Origin of the sequence: Streptomyces flavochromogenes (assembly GCF_000717595.1) — a bacterium.
Classification (GTDB): domain Bacteria; phylum Actinomycetota; class Actinomycetes; order Streptomycetales; family Streptomycetaceae; genus Streptomyces; species Streptomyces flavochromogenes.
Genome location: NZ_JNZO01000006.1, coordinates 134,311 through 152,014, shown reverse-complemented (window position 1 = coordinate 152,014; position 17,704 = coordinate 134,311). Strand labels below are relative to the sequence as shown.

At 73.6% G+C, this 17,704-nt stretch carries 15 protein-coding genes; 8 read left to right on the top strand and 7 right to left on the bottom strand.

The features are described 5' to 3' along the window. The first annotated feature begins 93 nt into the window (after nucleotides 1-93). Nucleotides 94-1,116, top strand: coding sequence for a phosphotransferase (locus tag IF00_RS0108410; RefSeq protein WP_030315887.1), 1,023 nt, complete (start codon nucleotides 94-96; stop codon nucleotides 1,114-1,116). 6 nt (nucleotides 1,117-1,122) lie between these two features. Next, the gene (locus tag IF00_RS0108405; RefSeq protein ID WP_030315885.1) at nucleotides 1,123-2,337 is read left to right on the top strand and encodes an acyl-CoA dehydrogenase family protein; all 1,215 of its coding nucleotides are present in this window, start codon (nucleotides 1,123-1,125) and stop codon (nucleotides 2,335-2,337) included. Between the two features lie 10 nt (nucleotides 2,338-2,347). Here IF00_RS0108405 and IF00_RS0108400 read toward each other — a convergent pair whose 3' ends face one another. From IF00_RS0108400 to IF00_RS0108390, 3 genes are all read right to left on the bottom strand, one after another. Next, the gene (locus tag IF00_RS0108400; protein WP_030315883.1) at nucleotides 2,348-6,832 is read right to left on the bottom strand and encodes an NACHT domain-containing protein; all 4,485 of its coding nucleotides are present in this window, start codon (nucleotides 6,830-6,832) and stop codon (nucleotides 2,348-2,350) included. A 40-nt stretch (nucleotides 6,833-6,872) separates the two neighbouring features. Continuing rightward, nucleotides 6,873-7,466 carry a TetR/AcrR family transcriptional regulator gene (locus IF00_RS0108395; protein WP_030315881.1) on the bottom strand — a complete coding sequence of 198 codons (594 nt, stop codon included), beginning with the start codon at nucleotides 7,464-7,466 and terminating at the stop codon, nucleotides 6,873-6,875. 107 nt (nucleotides 7,467-7,573) lie between these two features. Next, the gene (locus IF00_RS0108390) at nucleotides 7,574-8,350 is read right to left on the bottom strand and encodes an SDR family oxidoreductase (protein ID WP_030315879.1); all 777 of its coding nucleotides are present in this window, start codon (nucleotides 8,348-8,350) and stop codon (nucleotides 7,574-7,576) included. Between the two features lie 217 nt (nucleotides 8,351-8,567). On the opposite strand from IF00_RS0108390, the gene IF00_RS0108385 reads away from it, so the two are divergent. The 5 genes from IF00_RS0108385 (at nucleotide 8,568) to IF00_RS0108360 (ending at nucleotide 14,371) form a co-directional block, all read left to right on the top strand. Next, nucleotides 8,568-9,818, top strand: a complete 1,251-nt coding sequence (locus IF00_RS0108385; protein WP_030315876.1) for an exo-beta-N-acetylmuramidase NamZ family protein — start codon at nucleotides 8,568-8,570, stop codon at nucleotides 9,816-9,818. 118 nt (nucleotides 9,819-9,936) lie between these two features. Then, nucleotides 9,937-11,280, top strand: a complete 1,344-nt coding sequence (locus tag IF00_RS0108380; protein WP_030315874.1) for an erythromycin esterase family protein — start codon at nucleotides 9,937-9,939, stop codon at nucleotides 11,278-11,280. A gap of 192 nt (nucleotides 11,281-11,472) precedes the next feature. Further along, on the top strand, nucleotides 11,473-12,729 hold the full coding sequence (locus IF00_RS0108370) for an alpha/beta hydrolase family protein (RefSeq protein ID WP_167346849.1): 1,257 nt from the start codon (nucleotides 11,473-11,475) through the stop codon (nucleotides 12,727-12,729). Nucleotides 12,730-12,920: 191 nt separating this feature from the next. Continuing rightward, nucleotides 12,921-13,535 (top strand): hypothetical protein, encoded by a 615-nt coding sequence (locus IF00_RS0108365; protein ID WP_030315871.1) that lies wholly within the window; start codon nucleotides 12,921-12,923, stop codon nucleotides 13,533-13,535. A gap of 44 nt (nucleotides 13,536-13,579) precedes the next feature. Then, a complete protein-coding gene (locus IF00_RS0108360; RefSeq protein WP_078944588.1) occupies nucleotides 13,580-14,371 on the top strand; it encodes a 3-keto-5-aminohexanoate cleavage protein in 792 nt (263 codons plus the stop codon). 15 nt (nucleotides 14,372-14,386) lie between these two features. Here IF00_RS0108360 and soxR read toward each other — a convergent pair whose 3' ends face one another. Beyond that, nucleotides 14,387-14,869, bottom strand: coding sequence for a redox-sensitive transcriptional activator SoxR (gene soxR, locus IF00_RS0108355; protein WP_030315867.1), 483 nt, complete (start codon nucleotides 14,867-14,869; stop codon nucleotides 14,387-14,389). 124 nt (nucleotides 14,870-14,993) lie between these two features. Here soxR and IF00_RS0108350 point away from each other — a divergent pair, with 124 nt between their 5' ends. Further along, the gene (locus tag IF00_RS0108350; RefSeq protein ID WP_030315866.1) at nucleotides 14,994-15,455 is read left to right on the top strand and encodes a MaoC family dehydratase; all 462 of its coding nucleotides are present in this window, start codon (nucleotides 14,994-14,996) and stop codon (nucleotides 15,453-15,455) included. On the opposite strand, the gene IF00_RS0108345 is transcribed toward IF00_RS0108350, so the two are convergent. The 3 genes from IF00_RS0108345 to IF00_RS0108335 all read right to left on the bottom strand — a co-directional run bounded on the left by IF00_RS0108345 (nucleotide 15,446) and on the right by IF00_RS0108335 (nucleotide 17,703). After that, nucleotides 15,446-16,072 carry a TetR/AcrR family transcriptional regulator gene (locus tag IF00_RS0108345; protein ID WP_030315865.1) on the bottom strand — a complete coding sequence of 209 codons (627 nt, stop codon included), beginning with the start codon at nucleotides 16,070-16,072 and terminating at the stop codon, nucleotides 15,446-15,448. The genes IF00_RS0108350 and IF00_RS0108345 overlap by 10 nt on opposite strands. A 100-nt stretch (nucleotides 16,073-16,172) precedes the next feature. Then, the gene (locus IF00_RS0108340) at nucleotides 16,173-16,460 is read right to left on the bottom strand and encodes a YiaA/YiaB family inner membrane protein (protein WP_030315864.1); all 288 of its coding nucleotides are present in this window, start codon (nucleotides 16,458-16,460) and stop codon (nucleotides 16,173-16,175) included. Nucleotides 16,461-16,551: 91 nt separating this feature from the next. Beyond that, entirely contained in the window at nucleotides 16,552-17,703 is a 1,152-nt protein-coding gene (locus tag IF00_RS0108335; RefSeq protein ID WP_030315863.1) for an acyl-CoA dehydrogenase family protein, read from the bottom strand. Between the last annotated feature and the right edge of the window lies 1 nt (nucleotide 17,704).

Below are 17,704 nucleotides of genomic sequence, written 5' to 3'. Positions count from 1 at the left end.
GCGCGGGACGCTTTCACGACTCCCCTCTGGACGACATACCGACTGGTCGGTCATCATGAACGCCGACCGAAGCCGATCCGGAGGTACGCACGTATGAGTTCCGCCCCGCCGCCAGGCCTCGACCCCGAGCAGCTGCGCCGCTTCCTCGACCGCGAGCGCCCCGGCCTGGTGTCCGGCCCCCTCGAAGCCCGGCTGATCGAAGGCGGCCGGTCGAACCTGACGTACGTCGTGACCGACGGCACCGGTCGCTGGGTCGTCCGCCGGCCGCCGCTCGGCCACGTCCTCGCCACCGCCCACGACATGCGGCGCGAGCACCGGGTCATCAGCGCCCTGCACGCCACGGACGTGCCCGTGCCGGAGACGCTGCTGCTCTGCGAGGACGACTCCGTGCTCGGGGCGCCCTTCTACGTCATGGAGTTCGTCGACGGGACGCCGTACCGCTCGGCCGCGGAACTCGCCCCGCTCGGCCCCGAGCGCACCCGTGCCGCCGTCCTCGGCCTGGTCGACACCCTCGTCGATCTGCACGCCGTGGACCCGGCGGCCGTCGGGCTCGCCGACTTCGGGCGCCCCGAGGGCTTCCTCGACCGGCAGCTGCGGCGCTGGGGCAAGCAGCTCGACGCCTCGCGCGGCCGTGAACTCCCCGGGATCGAAGAGCTGCACGCCGCCCTCGGCCGCGCACTGCCCGTCTCTCCGGCGCCCACCGTGATCCACGGCGACTACCGCCTCGACAACGTCCTCATCGACGGGGACGACCGCATCCGGGCCGTCCTCGACTGGGAGATGTCGACCCTCGGCGACCCGCTGACCGACCTCGGCCTGCTCGTCATGTACAGCACGCCGCTCGACCTGCCCGACTCCCCCATCTCCACCACCGCCACGGCCCCCGGGCACCCGACCGCGGCCGAACTGGTCGAGCGCTACGCCGCCCGCTCGGGCCGCGACACCTCCGCCCTCGCCTGGTACACCGCCTTCGCCTGGTTCAAGCTCGCCGTGATCCTGGAGGGCATCCACTACCGCTGGACCCTCGGACAGACGGTCGGCGCGGGCTTCGACCGCATCGGCGAACTCGTCCCCGTCTTCATCGAGCACGGCCTGACCACCCTTCAGGAGGGCTGAACCGCCATGGACTTCGCCTACGACGCGCGCACCGAGGAACTCCGCGAGAAGCTCCTCGCCTTCATGGACGAGCACGTGTACCCGGCCGAACGGACGGCCGAGGAGCAGCGCGCCCTGCTCGCCTCGCCGTGGGACACCCCGCCGGTCGTCGAGGAGCTGAAGGCCGAGGCCAAGCGGCAGGGCCTCTGGAACCTCTTCCTGCCGGACGCGGAGTACGGTGCCGGGCTGACGAACCTCCAGTACGCGCCGCTCGCCGAGATCACCGGCCGCAGCCCGCAGCTGGCCCCGACCGCCCTCAACTGCGCCGCCCCCGACACCGGGAACATGGAGCTGCTCGCCCAGTTCGGTGACGAGGCGCAGAAGAAGCAGTGGCTGGAGCCGCTCCTCACGGGTGAGATCCGCTCGGCGTTCGCGATGACGGAGCCGGAGGTCGCCTCCTCCGACGCGACGAACATCGAGACCCGGATCCGGCGGGACGGCGAATCGTACGTCGTCGACGGCCGCAAGTGGTACATCTCCGGGGCCATGAACCCCGACTGCAAGATCTTCATCGTGATGGGCAAGACCGACCCCGACGGGACCGACCCCCGCCGGCAGCAGTCGATGATCCTCGTGCCGCGCGACACCCCCGGCGTGGAGGTGCGGCGCGCGATGCAGGTCTACGGGTACGAGGACCACTCCCACGGCGGCCACGCCGAGGTGATCTTCGACGGCGTCCGGGTCCCCGCCTCGCACCTCATCGGCGAGGAGGGCGGCGGCTTCGCCATCGCGCAGGCCCGGCTCGGCCCCGGCCGCATCCACCACTGCATGCGGCTCATCGGCATGGCCGAGCGGGCCGTCGAGCTGATGTGCCGCCGGGCGGTCTCCCGTACCGCCTTCGGCAAGACGCTGGCCCAGCAGGGCGTCGTGCAGAACTGGATCGCCGACGCCCGGGTGCAGATCGAGCAGCTTCGGCTCCTCGTCCTCAAGACGGCCTGGCTCATGGACACCGTCGGCAACCGGGGCGCGCACACCGAGATCCAGGCCATCAAGATCGCGACCCCGCGCGCGGTGGTCGACATCATCGACAAGGCCGTGCAGGCGCACGGGGCGGGCGGGGTCTCGCAGGACTTCCCGCTGGCCGAACTGTGGGCGGCGGCGCGGACGCTGAAGCTCGCGGACGGCCCGGACGAGGTGCACCAGCGGTCGCTGGCGCGGCGGGAACTGAAGAAGTACCTGTAGTCGAGGGCGTTCAGCCGAGACGGAGGCAGAGGATCCCCGTCGAGGTGTGGACGCAGAGGCGTTCGTCGTCGAGCCACTCCAGGCGCAGGATCTCCCCGCCCAGGAAGATCCGGTGCAGGATCTCGGTGGTCTCGGCGTCGAACAGCGTCAGTCCGCCGTCGGCCCCGGCCGTCAGGACCGTGGGGCGGCCGTGCCTGGTCTGCAGCCGCAGGGCGGTGACCGGGACACGGTCGGGGCGGGGGACGACATCCGGCTCCCCCGTCTGCTCGCCCGCGGTGCGGGGGAACCGGGTCAGGACGGCGAGGTCCCCGTCCGGCGTGACGAGACCGAAAACCGGGCCTTCCGGCCAGTGGCCGAGGTCGTGGCCCACGGTGGCGGAGGTCACCTCCGTGGTGAACCGGACCGTGTCGTCCGGCAATGACCGCACCAGGAGGAAGGATCGGGGCGGCGGCGAGGAGATGCCGCTGTCGTCGGTGCCGGCGTAGTACCGGTCCCCGACCACGGAGACGACGATCCGGTCGCCGTCGGGCACGATCCGGACTTCGGTGAGCACCTGGAGTTCGGTGCGGACGGTCGGCCCCTCCGGGCCGTCGGCCGCGTGGAGGGCGAGCATGCTGTGGGCGCCCCGGACGGGCCCCACATCGGCGACGAAGCGCGGCGCTCCGTCGCCCGGCACCGGGTGGGCGTGGGCGAACTTGCGTACCTCGGAGAGCCGCACCCGGGCTCCGGCGGTCCACACCCCGACCTCGACGGGGTCCCGCCACCTACGGACCAGGTCCCAGCGCAGAACCGGGGCGCCCGTGAGGGCTCCGACGGCCGAACCCCGCTCGCCGTCCTCGGCGCGGTCCAGCAGCTCGCCGGTCGCGCCGTCCAGAAGCCGGGCTCCGGAGGCGTCGTGGACGACCACGACGGGCCGTCCGTCGTAGAGGCCGGTCCCGACGGTCGTCGGGAGGCGACCCGCCTTGTCACCGCCCTCGGGCGGCGGGCCGAGATCCCATACCTTGGCGGACCGGGCAGCGGCGCCGAGGGAGACGAGCCGGGGTCCGTCCGGTCCGTGCCCGGCCGCCAGGAGCCGCTGGACCGGCGCGTCGGTGCGCGTCGCGCCGACGACGGCGCCACGGGCGTCCTGGGCGGTCACGACCGGCCCTGACGCGAAGAAGCACATCGGGCCCTCCTCCGCCGCGGCCGTCGGGACGCGCCCGTCCCCGTCCCGGACGTCCTTCCCCGTATCGGCCCCCGCCACGGTCGCGAGGAGCGGATCGGTCCATGGGACGTGCCCTCTCCACTCGACCACGCGCAGGCCGTCCGGCTCGGTGACGAACGGTCTGGTGTCGCCCGCACTCGCCACGTCGGTGCGTGTGGCCGCGGCGACCACACCGCCCCCGCGGAGGGCGAGGGCGGAGGTCGCCCGGCCTCGCAGGGTGTGGCGCAGCACCCGGTGGAGGGCCAGGGTTTCGGGGGACTCGCCCCTGAGCTCCCACACCGTCAGCCGGACGCGGCGCCGTGGGGCGTCGCCGCACTGGTCACGGGTGGCGGCGACGCGCAGCACCCGGCCGTGGCGCTCGACGGCGAGCCGGGTGGCGTCGAACGGACGTCCGAGGTGCAGCACCGGCCCGGACCGCAGGGTGAGCGGGGCCGTGTCGCCGGACGCGCCGGCCAGGGTGACGGTGCCCTTCCGGTCGAGGGCGCCGACCAGGCAGGCGCCGCCCACCTCGGCCAGGGCGCAGTCCACCGTGTCGGGCGGCGCGGCGACCGCTCCGATCAGGTCGCGGGTCTCCACGTCCCAGACCCAGATCCGTTCGGCGGTCCTGAGTGCGGCCCAGGGCCGGGTCGGGCAGCCGTGGACGGCGGTGATCGGGCCGAGGTCGTCGGGGAGTTCGGCGAGGAGTTCGCCGCCCTCGGTGTCCCAGGCCCGGACCGGCCCGTCGCGTTCGGCGGTGACGAGGACGGGGCGCCCGTGCACGGGGACGACGTCGGCCCCCGGGAGCCCGGCGGCGAAGGTGCCGATGGTGGTGTACGGGACGGGGGCGACCTCGGCCCATTCGGTGTCCCAGGGCAGGTCCGGGTAGCGGCGGCGGACGGCGGCGGCCAGTTCGTCGGCACCGGACTGGAAGGCGGAGAGCCGGAGTTGGGCGGCCCGGGTGCCGTGGTCGGCGCGGGCGCGCAGGAGGGCCGCGCAGTGGCCGACGGCGCGGGCGGCGGCCCGGGCGGGCTCGGTCGTGGCCCGGTTGAGGACGCGCTGGAGCGCGGAGGTCCCGGCGGCGAGCAGGAACGCGGGATCGAGGGCGAGCTCGTCGAGCAGGTCGGTGCCCTCGGCGTGCTCGGCGAGGTGCCGGCGTACGTACGGGGGTGCGGCGGCCCAGTCGGGTCCGTCCGGTCCCTCGGGAACGAGCCCGGCGAGCGCGTGGGCCACGCGGGAGCGGGCTCCGGGGTCGACGGTGGTGCGCAACGCCTCGGCGTACGCCTGGTGGTAGAGGCGGTAGACGGAGCGGCCGTCGGCGTCGAGTTCCTCGACCAGGTGCTCGCCGACGGCTTCGAGCAGCCAGGCGATGTCGTCCCAGGTGAAGGCGGTGCCCTCCCGCCCGGTCTCCTGTCCGGTCGCCCGCCCGGTCGCCCGCCCGTTCTCCTGTCCGGTCTCCCGCCTGGTCCCCCGCCTGTTCTCCGGCTCGCCGGCGCACGCCCCCGCCGTCGCCCGCCAGACGGCGTCCGGCGGCAGGCCCGGGCCCTCCGCGAGGGCGAGGGCCGCGAGGAGGGCGAGCCCCCGCTCCCGGTCCGGGCCCAGCTGATGGCGGACCACCCGGAGGAAGGTCAGGCCGGGGGTCTCGCCGACCTCCGGCACGTGGGTGCGCCAGTCCGGGGCGGTCGTGTCGACGGCGCGGGCGGCGTGGCCCAGGTGGCGGGCGGCGATACGGGCGGAGAGGAAGCTTCCGTGGGCGCGGGCGGCGATCTCCCGGGCGACCGTCACCGCGGTGGCGTCGTCGTACGGGCCCTCGCTCCCCGGGCCGTCGGGGGCCTGGAGCAGCCGGCGGGCGTAGTGCGCGACGTCCCGGGCGCTGCTCTCCCGCACGTCGTCGAGGTCGATGACCTCCGGTTCGCCGTCGAAGGCGTCCAGGACATGGGGGCGGGTGCCGACGAGGAGCCGTACGCAGCGGACGCGGAGCAGGGGGCGCAGCAGGACCTTCGCGATCCGCCGGGCCTCGGTGTCGTCGCCGTGGGCCTCCCCCGCCTCGTCGAGCGCGTCGACGATCAGGTGGAGCGGGGCCCTGCGGGCCGCGAGGGCGCCCAGGAGCGCCTGCGGGGTGGGGGCGGTGATCCCCGCGGCGTCGGCGACGGCGGCCACGAGGTCTTCGAGGAAGCGGTGCCGCGCGTGGATCGCGGTGGGGGCGGGAATCCTGGCCGTACGGGCGGCGGAGCGCAGCAGCAGCTTGCCGAGCAGGGCGGACTTGCCGACGCCGGGGCCGCCGGTGACGACCAGGCCCCGGCGCCCGCGGCGGTCGCCGTGGGCGAGCCAGTGGCCGATGCGGTCGAGTTCGTCGGTGCGGCCGACGAAGTAGGAGCCGTGCCGTCCGGGCGCGGTGTGTTCGAAGCCCTGGCCGCGCGGGGCGAAGTGGTTCTCCAGGTCGGCGCGCCTGCGCCGGGCCTCGGGGCCGGTGCGGGCGAGACGGGCGGCGAGTTCGGCGACGTCCCCCTCGTCGTACCGGGCCTCGGGGCGGTAGCCGGTGTTCTCGAAGGAGAAGAAGGAGTGGCGCTCGCTCTCGACGAGCGCGCGGGCCGTCTGGCGGATCCGGGCACTTCCGTAGATGTCGTTGACGGTGTCGACGACCTGGCTCACGGAGAGGTACTGCTGCTTGTGGGAGACGGAGAGCCGGTGGAGGGCCGTTTCGAGGGCGGACGCGAAGACCATCGGGGAGGCGGCCTCCCCGGCGCGGGCGACGGCGATCACGGCGAAGTCGGTGAGCCGGCGCCCCTCGGGGCCGGGGCGCCCCCCGAGGTTCTCGGCGGCACCCTGCCGGAGCGCGGCGCGCAGCCCCTCGGCGATGGCGGTGGCGTCGGCGCCGCCCTGTCCCGCCTCGCAGGTGTCGATGACGAGCAGGACCCGTTCGGCGCCGGAGGCGAGGACGTAGCGGGTGAGGTCCTCGGCGGCGAGCGCCGTGCCGACGAGCCGGTCGGGGTGGCTGTCGGCGCAGAGCAGATAGTGCCGGCCGGGGTCCCCGATGCCGTGGCCGGTCCAGTAGAGGACGACGGCGGTGCCGGTGCCGTCGGTGCGGTAGGCCCAGTCGCGGAGCCGGTCCCGGGTGGTGGTGAGGTCGGCGTCGGTGATGCGTTCCTCGACGCGGTAGCCGAGTCCGCCGAAGACGTCGACGGCGGCACGCAACTCCTCCGGGACGAAGGGGAGTTCGGGGAGGTGTCGGTAGGTGCCGGTGCCGACGACGACGAGCCTGCGGCCGATCCCGGCCGCGCCGTCCGCCCCGTGCACCCCGACCACCCCGTCCACGGGGCCAGTTATACCCCGAAGGGTTCCGGGTGTCCGGGCCTCAGGGCCGCAGGGCCCGGAGCAGGAGGTCGGCGAGGTGGCCGGCGACCTGCTCGGGGGTGAGCGGGCCGTCCGGGCGGTACCAGGTGGAGAGGTGGTGCACCGAGCCGAAGTGGTAGTCGACGACCAGGTCGGCGGGGGTCGCCGAGGAGAACACCCCGGCCCGCTGCCCCTCCTCGATCAGGGCGCGGAACCGCTCGTGGTAGCGGCGCCGCTCCGACCTGACCTGCTTGTTCTTCTCCGGGCTGAGGTGGTGCATGGAGCGGAAGAAGATGGCGGCGTCGTCGAGGTTCTCGATGGTGGTGACGACGACGTCGGCGGCGGCGTCGCGCAACCGGTCCCCGATGGGCGCGTCGGCGTCCGCGAAGGCGTCGAGGCGTTCCTGCTGGAGACGCAGGACGCGGGAGTAGACCTCCTGGAGGAGGTCTTCCTTGGAACCGAAGTAGTGGTAGAGCGCACCCTTGGTGACCCCGGCGGCCTCGACGATCTCCTGGACGGAGGTGCGGTCGTACCCCTGCTCCGCGAAGAGCCGGGTGGCGGCGGCGAGGAGCCTCTGGGGGACGGGTGTGCCGCTCCCGTCCGTCGTCCTGGCCATGCTCCGCCGCCTTCCTTGGTGGTCGTTCTCGGTGGTCGTTCTCGTGATGATTTTCGGTCAGGGGAACGCGTTCCCGCCGGTAGATCTTCGCATCCGATCGGGCCCGGCTAGCGCGTGCCCGTCTCCCAGGTCTGCTGGACGTGGTTCATGGTGCCGAGCCAGCGCTCCGGATCGGTGGCGCGGTTGCGGTAGTAACCGGCAACCTCGGGGTGCGGCAGGACGAGGAAGCGGTCGGCGGAGATCGCGTCGAGGAGGGCGTCGGCGACGTCCTCGGGCTCGATGGCGGTGGGGGCGAGGACGAGTTCGCCGGCCGTTCCGGCGGCCGTGAGCATGTCCGTACGGACGCCCTGCGGGCAGATGGCGTGGACGGCGAGGCCGCGGTGCCGGTAGGTGAGGGAGAGCCATTCGGCGAAGGCGTACGCGCCGTGCTTGGAGACGCTGTACGGCGCCGCGCCGATCATGGTGAGCAGCCCGGCGGCGGAGACCGTGGAGACGAAGCGGCCGCCGCCGCGCTCCAGCCAGTCGGGAAGCAGGGCGCGTGCCGCGCGGACGTGGGCCATGACGTTGACGTCCCAGGCGGCGGCCCAGACGTCCTCGTCGGCGAAGGCGTCGCCGGGCGAGGAGAGGCCGGCGTTGGCGCACCAGATGTCGACGGCGCCGCCGAGGGCCTCGCGGGCCTCGTCGACGACGGCGGAGGCGTCACCGGGGACGGCGAAGGCTCCGATCTCCTCGGCGACCGCCTTGGTGCGGACGGGGTCGAGGTCGTTGACGACGACCCGGGCTCCCTCGGCCGCGAACCGGCGCGCGAGGGCGGCACCGATGCCGCCGCCCGCTCCCGTGACGACGACTCCGGCGCCCTGGACCTGGTTCGTGCCCTCGCTCATGGACCCACCTCTCCGCTCGACGACCTGTGACGATCCGTGACTCTGATGACCTGTGACGACTGTGATGACCAGTGACGACGCGAACAGACTAACCAGTCGGTATGGAAAGACGGAAGAGTGTCGACCGCATGCCTCGTTCCCGTGGGCGATCAGGACCGCTAGCGTGCGTGCCCATGTCACGCGCCCCGGCCGGGGACGGCGATCGAGGAGGTTTCGCATGGGCCTGTCGCGACGGAGTCTGCTGGCCGCCGGGGGCGCCCTCGGGGCGGTGGCGGCCGGCGCGCCGACCGCCTCGGCGGAGGAGCGGCCGCACGGACACGCGCGCGTACGGACCGGATTCGAGCGCCTCGCCGACGACGGGTACGCGCTGCTCGCCGGGGAGCGCGTCGGCGTCGTCACCAACCCGACCGGCATCACCCGGGACGCCCTGCACATCGTCGACGTGATGCACGCCGACGAGCGGGTGGACCTGGTGGCCGTCTTCGGCCCGGAGCACGGCTTCCGGGGCACCGCCCAGGCGGGCGGCTCGGAGGGGCGGTACGACGACCCGGCGACCGGGCTGCCCGTCTACGACACGTACCTGAAGAGCGGGCGGCCGCTCGCGGACGTCTTCACCGCCTCCGGCGTAGACACGGTCGTCTTCGACATCCAGGACGCCGGCGCCCGCTTCTACACCTACATCTGGACGCTGTACGACTGCATGGCGGCCGCCGCGCTCGCCGGGAAGCGGTTCGTGGTCCTGGACCGGCCGAACCCGGTGACCGGGCGGGCCGCGCTGGGCCCCGTCCTCGACCGGGCGTTCGCCACCTTCGTCGGACGCGAGCCGATCGCGCAGGCGCACGGCATGACGGTGGCCGAGCTGGCCCGCCTCTTCGACGGCGAGTTCCTCGCGACGCCGGTCGCCCTGGAGACCGTACGGATGACGGGCTGGCGGCGGACGGACTTCTTCGACGCGACCGGACTCCCCTGGGTGCCGCCCAGCCCCAACATGCCGACGCCGGAGACCGCGCTCGTCTACTCCGGCACCTGCCTCTTCGAGGGGACCAACCTCTCCGAGGGCCGGGGCACCACCCGCCCCTTCGAACTCCTCGGCGCGGAGGGGATCGACCGGCGATGGGCGGAGGCGGCGAACGCGCTCGGCCTGCCCGGCGTCCGTTTCCGCGAGGCGTACTTCGCGCCGACCTTCTCCAAGTTCCAGGGGAAGACCGTCGGCGGCGTGCAGCTGCACGTCCACGACCGGGAGTCCTTCGATCCGGTGCGGACCGGGATCGGGCTCCTGGTGACCGCCCGGAGCTCGTGGTCCGGCTTCGCCTGGCGGGCGGACAACTGGATCGACAAGCTGACGGGTTCGACGCGGGTGCGGACGCTGATCGACGCCGGCGCCGGGGTGGACGAGGTCGTCGGGGCGTGGCAGGCGGACCTGGCGGCCTTCCGGGCGGTGCGGAGGGAGTACCTGCTGTACCGCTGAGGGCGGTTGAGGCGAGGCCGACCGAGCGGCGAGCAGGGCGGGGGTGGGGTTTTCCCCATGATCGACAGGGGTGCAGAGGGTATGTCCGTGGAATGTCCCGCCGACCAGGCTTGACCCCATGAACCTCTCCGGCACCTCCGTACGACGTCGACTGCCCCTCGTAGGACTCCTGCTCGCCGCCTGCCTCGGCTCCCTGGCGCCCGCCGCCGGAGCCGCCGGGCCCCCGGCCGCTCCCGACCCCGCCCGCGAACTCGCCCGCACCGCACAGCCGTTCACCGATCTCCGGCCGCTCGACCGGATGATCGGCTCGGCCAAGGTCGTCGGCGTCGGCGAGGCCACCCACAGCTCGGCGGAGTTCTTCACCGCCAAGCACCGGATCTTCGAGCACCTGGTGGAGCGCAAGGGCTTCACCACCTTCGCCCTGGAGGCCAACTGGTCCACCGGGCTGCTCGTCGACGAGTGGGTGCGCACGGGGCGCGGCGACATCCGGGCGATCATGCGGGACGAGTTCCAGGAGTCGTACCGCCTCTGGAACACCGAGGAGTACCTCGACCTCTTCCGCTGGATGCGGCGGCACAACCAGCTCCACCCCGACCACCAGGTCCGCTTCATGGGCAACGACCTCGGCTACGCGGGCGCGAACCTCTTCGACCACGTGACCTCGTACGTGGCCCGCACCCATCCCGCGCTCCTCCCCCGCTTCCAGGAGCTGTACCGGAGCTCGCGCCCCACGGGCGAGGTCGCGGCCTGGATGAAGGGGTACATGACCAAGCCGCGCCCCGAGCGGCAGCGGATGGCCGCCGATGTGAACGCGGCGCTCGCCCTCCTGGAGCGGCAGCGGCCCGAGAAGGAGCCCCGGGCGCGTGAGGCGGCCCGGTGGGCGGTGCAGCACGCGCGGGCCATCGCCCAGGTCGGCACCGAGTACGCCCACGACATGGAGACGGAAGGGGGCGTCGCCGCGGCGATGCTCTACCGCGACCGGGTCATGGCCGAGAACACCGTGTGGTGGCAGCGGCAGACCGGCGACCGGATCGTGCTCTCCGCGCACAACGGGCACGTCGGCTACGAGACCCCGAAGCCCGACCACTACCCGCGGATCCAGGGCGCCTTCCTGCGGGACGCGCTCGGCCGGGACTACGTGAGCGTCGGCGCCTCCTTCGGGCAGGGGTCGTTCAACGCGCACGACACCGAGGCACCCGGTGAGCCGCTCCGCCCGTTCACCGTCGGCACACTCGGCCCGGACAGCAACGCCCACACCCTCGACCGGGTCTCGCCGACCGCCTTCTACCTGGACATGCGGCGCGCGACGCCGGCCGCACGGGACTGGCTCGCCACCCCCCGGCCGACCCGGGGCATCGGGACGGCGTACCCGTGGTCGGACGCCGTGCACCAGGCACGTCTCTCCACCGGGTACGACCTGCTGATCCACTTCCCCCGGATCACGGCGGCGCGCATCCGCTGAGGCGGGAGGTACGGGTGGGCCGGCCGTGACGGTACGCGGCCGGCCACGGACCGTCCGGAGAGGTACGCCTCCCGGTCGAGGTCTGGCCGGGGTCAGGCGCGGGCATGCTGGCCCTGGAGCCGCCGCCCGCGCTTGGCGCGTCCGGGTGCGACGGCCACCTCGACGGAGAGGGACGGGTCGGCCGTGACCGGGATGAGTGTGGAACCGTACCGGGAGATCACCTTCGACAAGGAGGGCGACGGGCCCGCGGGGCAACCCGCGGCCCTCGCCGCACTGGCCCGGCAGGGCGTCACCGACCTGGTGGTCTTCGCGCACGGGTGGAACAGCTCCCCGGCCGGCGCCACCCGGCTCTGCTCCGACTTCTTCGAGCCCTTCCCCGGTCTGCTCGCCCCCGGCGTCGAGGCCGGGTACGCGGGCGTGATCTGGCCGTCGATGATGTTCACCGGCGAGCCGGTGCCCGACTACCGGGCCCTCGTGACGGTCCTTCCCGAGAAGGAGCCGGTCCTCGACCGGCTCACCGGACTCCTCGTGACGGCGCCGGCGGACGAGGCGGCGTTCGCCGAGTTCGGCGCGCTGCTGCGGGAGCTGACGGACGTGGCCGCCGGTGAGGACGGCCGGGCGGGCGCCGCGGGGCCCCGGGAGCCGGTGCCGGAGTTCCTGGTCGGGGACCTGGTGGAGGTGTGCGCCCTGTTCACCGAGGCACTGGAGGCGGATGCCGGCCGGCCGGAGGACCCCGGGCCTGGTGCCGGGCAGGGCTCCGGTCCCGCGGAGGGCTTCGGGGAGGGGCTCAAGCGGTACTGGAAGGGGGCCCGGGAGGTCCTGAGGCAGGCCACGTACTACGTGATGAAGAAGCGGGCCGGTCACGTCGGCGAGTTCGGCCTCGGCCCGCTGCTCGGCGAGGTCGCCCGCGCCGCCCCCCGCCTCCGCGTCCATCTGGTCGGGCACAGCATGGGCGCCCGGCTCGTCGCGTACGCGTTGAAGGGGCTGCCGTCGGGGGCTCGTCCGGTCGCCTCCGTGACCCTCCTCCAGGGCGCCTTCTCGCACTACGCGTTCGCGGCCCGGCTGCCGCACGACTCCGGGCGCCCGGGCGCGCTGCGGGACCTGCAGAACCGGGTCCGGGGGCCGGTGGTGGCCTGCTACTCGCGGCACGACACGGCGCTCGGCGTGTTCTACCCGCTGGCGTCCCGGCTCGCGGGCGACTCGGCGTCGCTGACCCGGGCCGCCGGTCTGCTCGGTTCGGACGACCCGCGCTGGGCGGCGATCGGGCACGACGGCGTCCAGGCGGTGCCCGGGACGGTCGTCCGGCCGCTGGCGACGGTGCTGCGCGAGGGAGTGCCGGCCTCGGGGTGCGTGAGCGTCGACACGGCGGACGTGGTCCGCTCCCACAGCGACATCTGCCGCGCGGAGCTGGCCCGGGTGGTGGTGTCGGCGACGCGGACGGGCAGGTAGAAGGGGGTACGGGCCTCCCCCGAGCCTCGTCCGGACCTCACCGCCGCCTCGCCGGACTCCTTCGTTCCGCCCTTCCTCGGGGGCCCCTCGGGCACCACTGATGGCTGCCATCCGAATTTCGATGGAACACGACGGGGCGCTCGTTCGTCCCTCTGATATCGCGGAATGACCAGCGACGGAGGTGGCGGGAGATGGCCGGTTTCCGGAGTCTCGCGAGACAGGTGCGCGATCCGGGGTGCGACACGGCCCTGCGCAGGTACTCGCTGCGCAAGTGTCTGGAGCGGTTCGCGCCGTACGGGCACCGGGCTACGTGGGACCACCTGTGCCGCAGGCACAGGTTCGGACCCGAGGACCGGGAGCTCGACCCCGGGCGGCTGATCGCCGCGCTCGACGAGCTGGAGGAGGCGCGGGCCGTGTGGCTCGCGTACGAGGAGGAGTTCGCCGCCCGGCGGCGGCGCGAGAAGCACGAGGGGCTGCGCGGGCTCGGCGCCCTCGACGACTGGCACCGGCGGGTCTGGGGCGGCAACGGCGTGGTGCGGTGCGGCGATCCGGCCGTGCACCCGTCGGACCCGCTGCCCGAGGTGCTGCGGCGGCTGATCAAGGCCCTGGAGAGCGGCCCCGGAGAGCGGTGCCCGGTGTGCTCGGGGCCGCGCATCGAATGGGCCGGTCCCGGCGACACGTACGAGCCGTGGCACGGGCCGGTCTGCGGGGACTGCGGAGTGGGTGTGCCGCGCGCGGTCCTCACCTCGGGGGCGCTGGCCCGCGCTCGTGGGGAGCGGAGCCGCTCACTGGCCTCTGCGGCGTGAGTCCGCGGGGACCCGACGTGCCACAGGTTCCACCGGGGGTTCCGGTGCTTCAGGTCTGTCTCAACGGCGCGCGGGGGCCCGGGGATTCGGCGGCGGTGCCGATGTCGCCCGAGTCGCTCGCGGAGTCCGCGGCGCGGGCGGTGGCGGCGGGCGCCGGGGAGGTGCGGGTGCATCCCCGGACGCCGTGCGGGGGTACGTCGCTCTCGCCCCGGGTGCTCGGACCTGTCCTGAGCTCGGTCCGGGCGGCGGTAGGCAGGGGTGTGCGGGTCACGACCGCCGCGGCTGCCGAGCCCGACACGGGGCGCCGGGTGGAGCGGATCCGGTCCTGGGCGGTGCTGCCCGACCTGGTGTCGGTCGACTGGCACGAGCCGGGGGCGGAGGATGCGGCGACGGCGCTCCTGGAGCGCGGGATCCGGGTCGAGGCCGGGCTGTGGGCCCGTACCGACGGGCAGGAACGCTTCGCCCGCTCTCCGCTCGCACCCCGCGTACGGCGGGTCCTCGTGAAGGTCCCGTACCCGCTGCCCGGGAGCGGGGCGGAGGCAGCCTCGCGCTCCTTCCTGTCCGGGCTGGAACTGCCGCCCGCCGTCCCCGTGTTGCTGCACGGCGAGGACGGCAGCGCCTGGCCGGTGCTGCGCGTCGCCCGGCGGCTGGGCCTGGTCGCCCGCATCGGCCTCGAGGACACCGTGCTGCTGCCGGACGGCACCCCGGCGCGGTCCAACGCGGAGCTGGTCGTCGCGGCCCTCGCGGGCCGGCGGGTGCGCTCTCGCCGATCAGGGCACGAGCCCGGCCCGAGCGACAGGACACCTCCCGGGCGGGACTTTCCGGGTTCGGCCTGATCGGCAGGACAGGTCCTAGCCTTCGTCGCCGCCCGGGGCGGGGTTGCGCACCGGCAGCAGGCGGGATCCCGCCATCCGCTCGCCGAAGACGTCGTCGGGGTTGGACAGCACGCAGGTCTCCAGGGAGAGACAGCCGCAGCCGATGCAGTCCGTCAGGTGGTCGCGGAGCCGGCCGAGCTGTTTGATGCGCTCGTCCAGCTCGGTGCGCCAGGCCGCCGAGAGCCGGGCCCAGTCCTCGTTCGTGGGTGTGCGCTCCTCCGGGAGCTGGGCGAGGGCCTGCCGGATCGTCGCCAGTGGGATCCCCACGCGCTGCGCGGCGCGGACGAAGGCGACCCGACGCAGGGTGTCACGGCCGTAGCGGCGCTGGTTGCCGCTGGTGCGGCGGCTGCTGATGAGCCCCTTCGCCTCGTAGAAATGGAGGGCGGAGACGGCGGCCCCGCTACGGGCGGAGAGCTGGCCGACGGTGAGCTCGTGGATCTTCTCTGGAATCTGCGGCACCCCGCGACCCTACTGGTCCGTTGACAGCGGACCGCTCACCCCACATGCTGAGCAAGCGCTTAGATACCGACCGTTGGGTATGCCGTACCAGGTGGGGTATGCCGGACCAGAAGGGACCAGGAACATGGCCGAGCCGAGGATCTTCACCTCCGCCGAGGAGCTGCGCGCGGGGGTCGGCGAGCAGCTGGGGCACAGCGACTGGGTGGAGATCGACCAGAAGCGGATCGACCTCTTCGCCGAGGCGACCGGGGACCACCAGTGGATCCATGTGGACCCGGAGCGCGCGGCGACCGGCCCGTTCGGCACGACCATCGCGCACGGCTATCTGACCCTGTCGCTGCTCCCGCTGTTCGTTCCGCAGGTGCTGCGGGTCGAGGGCATGAAGATGGGCCTCAACTACGGCACGGAGAAGGTGCGTTTCCCCGCGCCCGTACCGGTCGGCTCGCGACTGCGCGCCTCGGCCGTCCTGACGAAGGTCGAGGAGGCCGGCGGCGGTGTGCAGGTGACGGCGGCCGTGACGGTGGAGCGCGAGGGCTCCGAGAAGCCGGTCTGCGTCGCCGAGTCGGTCTCCCGCTACTACTTCTGAGCGCCGACCATCCTGAGGACGAGGTCGGCGTAGAGCGCGCCGACCTCGTCGGGCGAGCGGCGCCCCTGGGCGTTGAACCAGCGCGAGACGTCGATGCAGAGCGAGAGCACGGCGACCGTGGTGCCGGCCACGTCCGGTACGTCGAACTCGCCCGCCGCCACGCCCTCGTCGATGACGCCGCGCACCGTCGCGTCGGACTGGCGGCGCAGCTCCACGATCTCGGCCCGGTGCTCGGGGCCGAGGGCGTCCAGTTCGTACTGGACGACCCGTGCGGTGGTGTGGCGCTCGGCGTGCCAGCGGACGAAGGAGCGCACGGCGTCGGCGAGGCGCTCGGCGGCCGTGCCGTCGCCGTCGGCCGCGGCCCGGAGGATCTCCAGGGCCTTGTCGTGACCGATGCGGCTGATCCGGTGGAGCAGCTCTTCCTTGGTCTTGTAATGGATGTAGAGCGCGGCCGGGCTCATCCCCGCGCGGCCGGCGATGTCCCGGGTGGTGGTGGCGTGGTAGCCGCGCTCGGCGAACGCCTCGACGGCGGCCACCAGCAGTCGCCGGGCCGCCTCGGGCGTGACCTCGCCCCAGGGCATGTCCTCGCCCCCGGGCGTCTCCTCCGCCGCGCTCATCCCACACTCCCTCTCGGACCCCGTCAGGACGCTCACCATACCAACGAGGGTGAGCAAGCGCTTAGAGACGGAGAGTGGCAGCTCAGCGCCCGCCGAGCGGTCAGAGCTTCTGGAAGGGGTCGTGCTCGGCGAGCAGCTTCTCCAGACGGGCCTGGTCGACCCGGCTGACGATCTGCCCGGCCTCCTGGCGGTCGCGGACGACCTTGGCGAGCGTGAAGGCCGAGGTGGTGAGGTAGAGGACCGCGACGGCGAGGAAGGCGCGGACCCAGGCGCTGGCCTCCAGCTGGTAGATGCCGACGGCCACGGCCCCGAGGGCGAGCGAGAAGGAGGCGACGGCCTGGGCGTAGTAGGCGGCGGTGTTCTGCTGCTTGACCGGTGTGTCACTCATGGGCACAGCATCGGACGGATGTGGCCGGCGCCACATCCGTCCGCGTACTCAGCGAGGTACTCAGAAGCGCGGCCGACGGGTCCGGACGGGGTCAGAACGCCGAGACCCCCGTCAGCGCCCGGCCGATGATGAGCTTCTGGATCTGACTGGTGCCCTCGTACAGGGTCATGACGCGGGCGTCCCGGAGGAGTTTGCCGACCGGGTACTCGTCGATGTAGCCGTAGCCGCCGAAGACCTGGAGGGCGTTGTTCGCGGCGCGGACGGCGGCCTCCGAGGCGTACAGCTTCGCCTTGGAGGCGGCGGTCGCGAAGTCCTGGCCGCGGTCGATCAGGTCGGCGACCCGCCAGGTGAGCAGCCGGGCGGCGTCCACGTCGACGGCGATGTCGCTGATCAGTTCCTGCACGAGCTGGTACGAGGCGATGGGCTTGCCGAACTGCTCGCGCTCCCCGGCGTACCGGACGGCCGCGTCGAGCGCGGCCTGGGCGATGCCGACGCAGCCGGCGGCGACGGACATCCGGCCCTTGGCGAGGGCGGACATGGCGACGGCGAAGCCCTTGCCCTCGGGGCCGAGCATCGCGGAGGCGGGGACGCGGACGTTTTCGAGGACGAGTTCGGCGGTGGCCTGGCCGCGCAGTCCGAGCTTGCCGTGGATGGCGCGACGGGTCAGTCCGGGGCTGTCGGTGGGGACGAGGAAGGCGGAGACGCCCTTGTGGCCGGGGGTGTCGCCGGTGCGGGCGAAGAGCAGCACGACCTCGGCCCAGGTGCCGTTGGTGATGAACATCTTGGTGCCGCTGACGAGGTAGTCGTCGCCGTCGCGCACGGCCCGGGTGGCGAGGTTCCCCGCGTCGGATCCGGTGCCGGGCTCGGTGAGGCCGAAGCAGCCGAGCGCCTCGCCGGACGCGAGCCGGGGCAGCCACTCCCGCTTCTGCTCCTCGCCGCCCCAGGCGGCGACGGTCTTGGCGACCAGGCCGAGGGAGACGGAGACGATGCCGCGCACGGAGGAGTCGCCGCGGCCGAGTTCCTCGGTGACGAGGCAGTACGCGAGGTGGTCGCCGCCGGAGCCGCCGTACTCCTCCGGGAGGGTGAGCCCGAGGAAGCCCACGGAGCCGAGCTTCTTCACGATCGCCCGGTCCACCTCCTCGGCGCGGTCCCACGCCACGGCGTGCGGGGTGACCTCGCGCGCGACGAAGTCCTCGGCGAGCCGCCGTACGGCTTCCTGCTCCTCGCTGAGTTCCAGATTCATG

Bases quoted from the DNA above. Each gene is read 5' to 3' on its own strand.
- IF00_RS0108350 (WP_030315866.1), top strand. From the start codon at position 14,994: ATGGCCGAGCCGAGGATCTTCACCTCCGCCGAGGAGCTGCGCGCGGGG.
- IF00_RS0108365 (WP_030315871.1), top strand. From the start codon at position 12,921: ATGGCCGGTTTCCGGAGTCTCGCGAGACAGGTGCGCGATCCGGGGTGC.
- IF00_RS0108340 (WP_030315864.1), bottom strand. From the start codon at position 16,460: ATGAGTGACACACCGGTCAAGCAGCAGAACACCGCCGCCTACTACGCC.
- IF00_RS0108385 (WP_030315876.1), top strand. From the start codon at position 8,568: ATGGGCCTGTCGCGACGGAGTCTGCTGGCCGCCGGGGGCGCCCTCGGG.
- IF00_RS0108405 (WP_030315885.1), top strand. From the start codon at position 1,123: ATGGACTTCGCCTACGACGCGCGCACCGAGGAACTCCGCGAGAAGCTC.
- IF00_RS0108395 (WP_030315881.1), bottom strand. From the start codon at position 7,466: ATGGCCAGGACGACGGACGGGAGCGGCACACCCGTCCCCCAGAGGCTC.
- IF00_RS0108410 (WP_030315887.1), top strand. From the start codon at position 94: ATGAGTTCCGCCCCGCCGCCAGGCCTCGACCCCGAGCAGCTGCGCCGC.
- IF00_RS0108345 (WP_030315865.1), bottom strand. From the start codon at position 16,072: ATGAGCGCGGCGGAGGAGACGCCCGGGGGCGAGGACATGCCCTGGGGC.
- IF00_RS0108390 (WP_030315879.1), bottom strand. From the start codon at position 8,350: ATGAGCGAGGGCACGAACCAGGTCCAGGGCGCCGGAGTCGTCGTCACG.
- IF00_RS0108370 (WP_167346849.1), top strand. From the start codon at position 11,473: ATGAGTGTGGAACCGTACCGGGAGATCACCTTCGACAAGGAGGGCGAC.
- IF00_RS0108335 (WP_030315863.1), bottom strand. From the start codon at position 17,703: ATGAATCTGGAACTCAGCGAGGAGCAGGAAGCCGTACGGCGGCTCGCC.
- IF00_RS0108380 (WP_030315874.1), top strand. From the start codon at position 9,937: ATGAACCTCTCCGGCACCTCCGTACGACGTCGACTGCCCCTCGTAGGA.